Origin of the sequence: Thauera linaloolentis 47Lol = DSM 12138 (assembly GCF_000310205.1) — a bacterium.
Classification (GTDB): Bacteria; Pseudomonadota; Gammaproteobacteria; order Burkholderiales; family Rhodocyclaceae; genus Thauera; species Thauera linaloolentis.
Map to the genome: position 1 here is coordinate 1 of NZ_AMXE01000185.1, position 1,228 is coordinate 1,228.

Genomic DNA, 1,228 nt, shown 5'->3' on the forward strand with positions numbered 1-1,228 from the left:
TGTGACCTGCCCCCACTGGGCCGTACCACGTGAAGCTGTAAAGTCCGTCAACCTACGAGGACGGACATGCGCAAGAGTCGTTTCACCACCGAGCAGATCATCGGGTTCATCAAGCAGGCCGAAGCCGGCATGGCGGTATCGGAGCTATGCCGCCAGCACGGCTTCAGCCCGGCCAGCTTCTATCAATGGCGGGCCAAGTACGGCGGGATGGAGGCCGAGGACGCCAAGCGCCTGAAGGAACTGGAAGCCGAGAACAACCGGCTGAAGCGGCTGCTGGCCGAGGCTCACCTGGACATCGAGGCATTGAAGATCGGCTTCGGGGTAAAACGCTAGCCCCGCAACGCAAGCGCGAGGCAGTCCGTCGCATGCTCGAACTGACCCAGTTGAGCGAGCGCCGGGCCTGCCGCCTTGCGGGGCTCTCCCGCGATGCCTTCCGCCACGAGCCGGCGCCGACGCCTGCCACGCAGGCGCTGTCGACCCGGATCGTCGAACTGGCCCAGGCGCGCCGGCGCTTCGGCTATCGCCGCCTGCACGACCTGCTGCGCCCGGAGTTCCCGGGCGTGAACCACAAGAAGGTCTATCGCCTGTATCGCGAGGCGAACCTGGCCGTGCGCCGTCGCCGCAAGGCCAGGCGCCCGGCCAGCGAGCGCGTGGCCCTGTCGCCAGCCGACCGGCCCAATGGGGTGTGGAGCATGGACTTCGTCAGCGACGCGCTGGCCAATGGGCGCCGGCTCAAGTGCCTGACGGTCGCCGACGACTTCAGCCACGAGTGCGTCGACATCGTGGTCGACCACGGCATCAGCGGCGCCTACGTCGTGCGCATGCTGGATCAGGCGGCCTGCTTCCGCGGCTATCCACGGGCCGTGCGCACCGACAACGGCCCCGAGTTCACCAGCCGCGCCTTCATCGCCTGGACGCAGCAACACCGCATCGAACACCTGTTGATCGAACCGGGCAGGCCGATGCAGAACGGCTATATCGAGAGCTTCAACGGCAAGTTCCGCGACGAGTGCCTGAACGAGCACTGGTTCACCTCGCTCGCCCAGGCCCGCGACGTCATCGCCGACTGGCGACGCGACTACAACGAGGTTCGACCACACAGCAGTTGCGGTCGCATCCCGCCATCACGCTTCGCTGCCAACCACCGAGCACAACAGGCCAACAACGCAGTACCCTTCAACCCCGGGCTTTGTCAGTAATCACTGGTACGGCCAGTGGGGGCAGGTCA

Annotated in this window: 1 protein-coding gene; it reads left to right on the top strand. The window is 66.2% G+C overall.

Translation table 11 applies throughout. The features are described from left to right. Nucleotides 1–66 precede the first annotated feature (66 nt). A protein-coding gene (locus C666_RS19095) for an IS3 family transposase (RefSeq protein ID WP_086013379.1) occupies nt 67–1,199 on the top strand; the annotation gives its coding sequence in 2 pieces (ribosomal slippage) (nt 67–322 and nt 322–1,199; 1,134 coding nt in all). Nucleotides 1,200–1,228: the final 29 nt, after the last annotated feature.